Below are 5,117 nucleotides of genomic sequence, written 5' to 3'. Positions count from 1 at the left end.
TTGCTCACATCCCGGTTCAGCCCGGCCGTTGAATCGGCCCCGGTCTCGGCATCCTTGCGCACCACGATCTCGCCCGCCCCGACGGTGGCGCGCACAATCTGCTCGCGGTCCTTCTGGTAATCCCAGCCGCTGACGCTCCAGCCGGTTTCACCTTCCTTGCCTTTACCCACCTGGCTGCTGTCTTGTGTGGTGCCACTACCGGAGCTGTAGGTGCCGCCCACGTTCAGGTAATAGCCGTGTTCCTTGTCCTTGCCGGCAATATCGCTGAAGCCCAGGGTGCCGGTGTCCAGCTTGAGGTTGCCGTTGTCGGCAAAGATCAGAGTGCCAAAGCCACTCGTTTCTCTCGCGACATATATAGAGTTAGAACTGAATCACTCATCTTTTACGCGGACACTAAGAGCAGAACTATTTAACACGAAACAACCCACTCTTCTTCCAGACAAGCAACATACAAAAAAACTTCTTAACCCCCCTAAACATCACTCTGCAATACACCACCCACGACACATACAACCTAATAACTCACACACAAAACTACTCAACTCAAAAACTCATACCGCCCACTCTAAAACACAACTAACAAATCTGAAAAAAAATTATCGTTGGACCGTAATCCTGCTCGGTATTTGAGACTTCAACAGAAAATTTCTTCTCGGGAAACTTATCTTTTAAAACCAAACGCCATGAAACTGCAAAAATATCCGCCAACTGTTCAAATATTACATCACCAACATCGCTTGCCGTTCCAGAAAAAACATCATAAAGATGAATTTGATTCATCACCCTCTCAACGGCATTGACATCACCATTCAACTGCTCGAGCCAAACATCGAATATCGCAGCGTCGTATCGACTCTCTAGAAACACCGCATCATCCCTAACAACAAAATCGGGAAACAACAATCTACAAAACAACATAACATCTTCAGGACTGCAAATTTCACTCACATAGGAAAATATATCAACTGTACTTTTTTCCGCCCACTGCGATTTCCATGACTCATATCTACTCAAGCCTACAAAAGGTTTAATTGTATTAACACTCATCATGGAACCTCGTCTGGTCTAATCGGTCTTTGGGCTAACTTCGTGGATGGTGACTGCACTCTAACAGTTCCATCAGGAAGTGTATTCCTACCATACTCTATTACATGTGGCGTCGGAACAGACAAATGAGGCTTACCTGTAACATCGACTCTTTTCAACACCATACCCACCGAATCATAAGTAGCGTAGCTAGTTATGTTCCCTTGATTATCAGCCCGATATAACACTCCATTCACGGGACCACCTTCCAATATGAAATTTCGACTAACTTGAGTCCCACCCTCAAGAGGCCCTCCAACTAAATTTCGTGCATTACGAGGAGTAATACCATTTATAGTATACATCACCCCCGGATTCAGCTTGTGCTCCGGAGTCACATAGGCACCATCCTTCTGCACTCCATCCAGCTGAGTACCACCCGTATGAGGCGTTGTGATAACTCCGCCACCTTCAGCGCCCCCTCAAATGAAGGGGTGCGTGGTGATTACAGTAGAATAAAATAACAACCCCGGACCAACTAAAATCCGGAGCTGTTTATTCAAACGATGCACTCACAACTAAAACTAGATACGCCAAAACTTTCTATAACCCATCGAAGCTTACCAATATATTTATTAAAATCTGGCACAGCCTCAAAAAGACAAATTCTATTTATAGAAATAGATAAAGAGATCCAGTCTCGATAAATTAACCCCCCCTCCAAATTTTCCATCAAAAACCATAGCAATCCCGATTACCCCCAGATAACGAATGAGAGTTTAGGAACGCCTCCAAGTTAAATTTTTTAACATGCTCTTTCTGCCATTCATAGGAGTCAACATCAGATAGCAGTAAAAACAAACCTCGCCTTCAGAGTCAATACCCCCCCAAAATCAATTGGTTTTACTATCACTTCTCTTGGGCTACAAGGTCGAAGTAAGCTTATATCTATAGATGCCTGACTGCTCATATTGATACTCTTTAAACGGTATATCTTTTGAGTCAACCATGACTTAACATGTTGATGAGTTTTTGCATTTTAATGAACTTCAAAAGAAGCACCGCTACCCTTAGCTATTCGAGCATGCGCACCAATATCAGACTTAAACTTTTCAAATCCTTTAGAAGCTGCCTGGACATGATCTTCCCAATATCGGCCTGATTTAGCTTCGTACCAGGTAGAGTTATTCGCTCCATATGCTCCGTCAAACTCTCGTCCCTTCGTCGAAAAACTTGGCTTCCCACCTAATTCTTTATGAAGGTATATTTCAAAGCCCTTACTTATTAAACCTTTAGCTAGTTCTTTTTCCGCAACCTCACTGAGAACAACTAACTATTCTTGAGCATATGACACTGGGGCAGAATCAAAGCCGTTCCAAAACACCCATAATCCTCCACAACGAGAACACTTGAGGGCACTATTCATCTCTCGATAAATCGCCTCCAAACCCACCCGCCCTTGGAACCTGTCAAAGTTCTCATCTGAAATCAAAAGTCATTCAATTGGATTCGGCATCTCACCAAAACTTAACTTATTACCACATTTACAGAGCATTGATGGCATTTCACTTACCTATGATAGCGATGTCATTAATTTTTTCGCCCCTGAACCATTAACTCTCCGCAGAACATCTCCCAACTGCTCTCTAGTAACGGTGCTTCTAGATAAATCTAGAACAACCCCCTCAGCTTGCGTATTTTTCTTTGCTATCGCAGAAATTATTCTGTCCGCATTACCCGTTGCAGGGGTATATACATCATAGCTAACACCATTAACTAGAAGATCTGAAGTTTTCCCTTCTGCTCTCGTACCAACAGGGCGACGCAGCTCAACTTTTTACCTTGAGCAGCCATATAGTATGCAGAATTTATCTCTGACTGAGAGAAACTTCCACTTGGATCTATTCGAAGTTTACCTTTTGCAGCAACTAACTACCAATGGCCTCTCTGCGACGGTACACGACCCGCCCAAGCGCCGATAACCCCGGAAGTCTTTCGCTACCCACAATCAATTCAGAACGGCATCTCAAGCTAGAATTTTGATATGCCGTATATTGACAAACAATATCTTCAATCTCCTCGACGTCATCCTCAAGGTTCTCTTCAAGATAGAACCTCAATACCCACTCATCGCCACACCACAGCAATGCGACCATTCTAAAGTTGGCAGAGACCGCCCCTACCAACGCCTGAACAAGCATTAGCACTTGAAAGTTCCACTCTTCCAGCACAGGCTGATCACTCATTTCTGACTCCAGTTTGGATTTGTGGGGACAATGCTCGGCTTTTTTGTTCCCTTGATAACAAATACGTTAGTCGGCTGATCAGTTATACCAACGCCGAGATTAACGTTAGTTCCAGTAACACCCTCAAATTTAACCACTGGAAAACCTTGACCATTCTTTCCTAGGATTTTCACTTGGCCGGAGTGGTAAGCATCAAGCACTTTTTTAGCATCTGAAACACTGTTCACGAAACCAACGCTCCCCCGCTCCTCAAGCTGCTGTGTCCCTGCAGTATGACGATTCTGCCTCTGGCTTATTTTTGTTGAGACCTCAGGAAAGTCTTTAGGTGTAAGTATTCCTTTTGCAGCAATTACCTATATTATTTCTTATCACGCTTCCTCAGAGAGTACTCTTCCACATACTCCTTTGGCGGCAATGCCGTGCCAAAAAAATGCAGTTCGCCGGTATCTTTATCAACAAAAATCGGCCCATTTCCAACCAGTTGAAATGAAAAATCACCTGTCTCAACATACTGTTTGGAGTTGAAGCAAAATAGCCACCCATCAGGAAACCCTTCAGAATATGTTATAACCAGCGGCATTGGAGACTTACTCAAATGATTAATAACCATCTGCAGAGATTCTTCAAAAGCTATCACTAGTTGGTCCTCAAAAACTTAAACGATGTAAACTTACTGAGATCAGCAACCTTGCCTGTCTGCCCATCTAAGAATCTGATAGTACCATTCTGGTTTACGACATTGAACACATGTCCAGGCTGACCAGGACCATACGACCCATACACAATACCTCGCGCACCTGAGCCAATACCAATCATTTTCTGAGAAATATTATCCGCAGATGAGACCGATACAAATCTTGTACCAAACTGCTTTTCCAGTACTGTAATTGAAACGCCATCTGTTGATTTTATCGGAAGCGCCGAAGCTGGATTTCCAGCCAGAGTTGCATCAGTCGCAATTGAACAATTCACGCAGTTATGAGTTCGACCAGCTTCAGGAAAGCCTGGATTGACATTCTTAATCGAGCCAGCCGTTTCTTCGACTGCGCCACCCGTTCCTTTTGCAGCACTGCCCTCACTATACATCACCCCCGGATTCAGCTTGTGCTCCGGAGTCACATAGGCACCATCCTTCTGCCCCCCATCCAGTTGAGTACCGCCGGTATGTGGCGTTGTAATAACTCCGCCACCCTCAGCGTAGCCCCCACTGGCAGGATTCCCTCCTGATGCATCAACAATCGGATTGACCAGCTTTCGGTTTTCGTCATCAAGCAGGTGAATTGGAAACGGCATGTGGGTTACCAACTCCCAAAGCCCCATCGAAACCCTCAGCCGACTCTGCACTTGCTCCTTTGTTTCAGAGACGCCCCGGCTGACACTTTCAATCATGGAGTTGGCCGCGTTACGCATCCGCGCTTGATTTTCAGGTGTGGACGCTTGATAAGCCAGTGCGCCAACCAGGGCGAGCATAACCCCCGAACTAGCGAGCCCCTGAGCATAGTTATTTGCGCCTGCAGGAGAATCGCTGAGGCGGCCGATGAGCGCTGTCAGTTCAACTGACTTCTCAGGGCTCTGACGGGCAATTTCCTGCATGCGAGCGACGAGAAGCTTTTCCCCGTCAGATTTTGGATCTCCGAACTTCTGCTTGAGTCGAAACTCAATAGCCTCCGCACGTCTGTTCTCATCCTTACTAAAGGCTTTTAGATAGTTTTCGGTTTCTATCAGGACTCTATTAATTTCTTCGGATGTACCCTGAAGATTGTCTGGCGACGCGATTAGAACGCCCATGCTGGCCAAGAGAAGGGTCAGCTTTACCATCGTCTCCCGGCTTTTTTCCCCATACAA

At 45.4% G+C, this 5,117-nt stretch carries 5 protein-coding genes; all 5 read right to left on the bottom strand.

Features of this window, described 5'->3' with window-relative positions; genetic code table 11:
- Nucleotides 1-576 precede the first annotated feature (576 nt).
- Complete coding sequence (locus BLS75_RS31775; protein WP_233447052.1) at nucleotides 577-1,047, bottom strand: hypothetical protein; 471 nt, start codon at nucleotides 1,045-1,047, stop codon at nucleotides 577-579.
- A 1,907-nt stretch (nucleotides 1,048-2,954) separates the two neighbouring features.
- Nucleotides 2,955-3,272: a MafI2 family immunity protein gene (locus BLS75_RS31765; protein ID WP_019094981.1), complete on the bottom strand. Its 318-nt coding sequence runs from the start codon at nucleotides 3,270-3,272 to the stop codon at nucleotides 2,955-2,957.
- Complete coding sequence (locus BLS75_RS31760) at nucleotides 3,269-3,568, bottom strand: polymorphic toxin type 50 domain-containing protein (protein WP_239690702.1); 300 nt, start codon at nucleotides 3,566-3,568, stop codon at nucleotides 3,269-3,271. The genes BLS75_RS31765 and BLS75_RS31760 overlap by 4 nt, the downstream gene beginning before the upstream one ends.
- Nucleotides 3,569-3,630: 62 nt before the next feature.
- Nucleotides 3,631-3,909, bottom strand: coding sequence for a YrhB domain-containing protein (locus tag BLS75_RS31755; RefSeq protein ID WP_072453203.1), 279 nt, complete (start codon nucleotides 3,907-3,909; stop codon nucleotides 3,631-3,633).
- Nucleotides 3,909-5,117, bottom strand: a 1,209-nt coding sequence (locus tag BLS75_RS31750; RefSeq protein ID WP_239690701.1) for a toxin glutamine deamidase domain-containing protein, incomplete at its 5' end; no start/stop codon positions are given. The genes BLS75_RS31755 and BLS75_RS31750, both read right to left, overlap by 1 nt.

The organism is Pseudomonas sp. NFPP12 (assembly GCF_900103205.1).
GTDB classification, from domain to species: Bacteria; Pseudomonadota; Gammaproteobacteria; order Pseudomonadales; family Pseudomonadaceae; genus Aquipseudomonas; species Aquipseudomonas protegens.
Note: the sequence above shows the minus strand (reverse complement) of the source record. Positions and strands in the feature narration are given on the sequence as shown.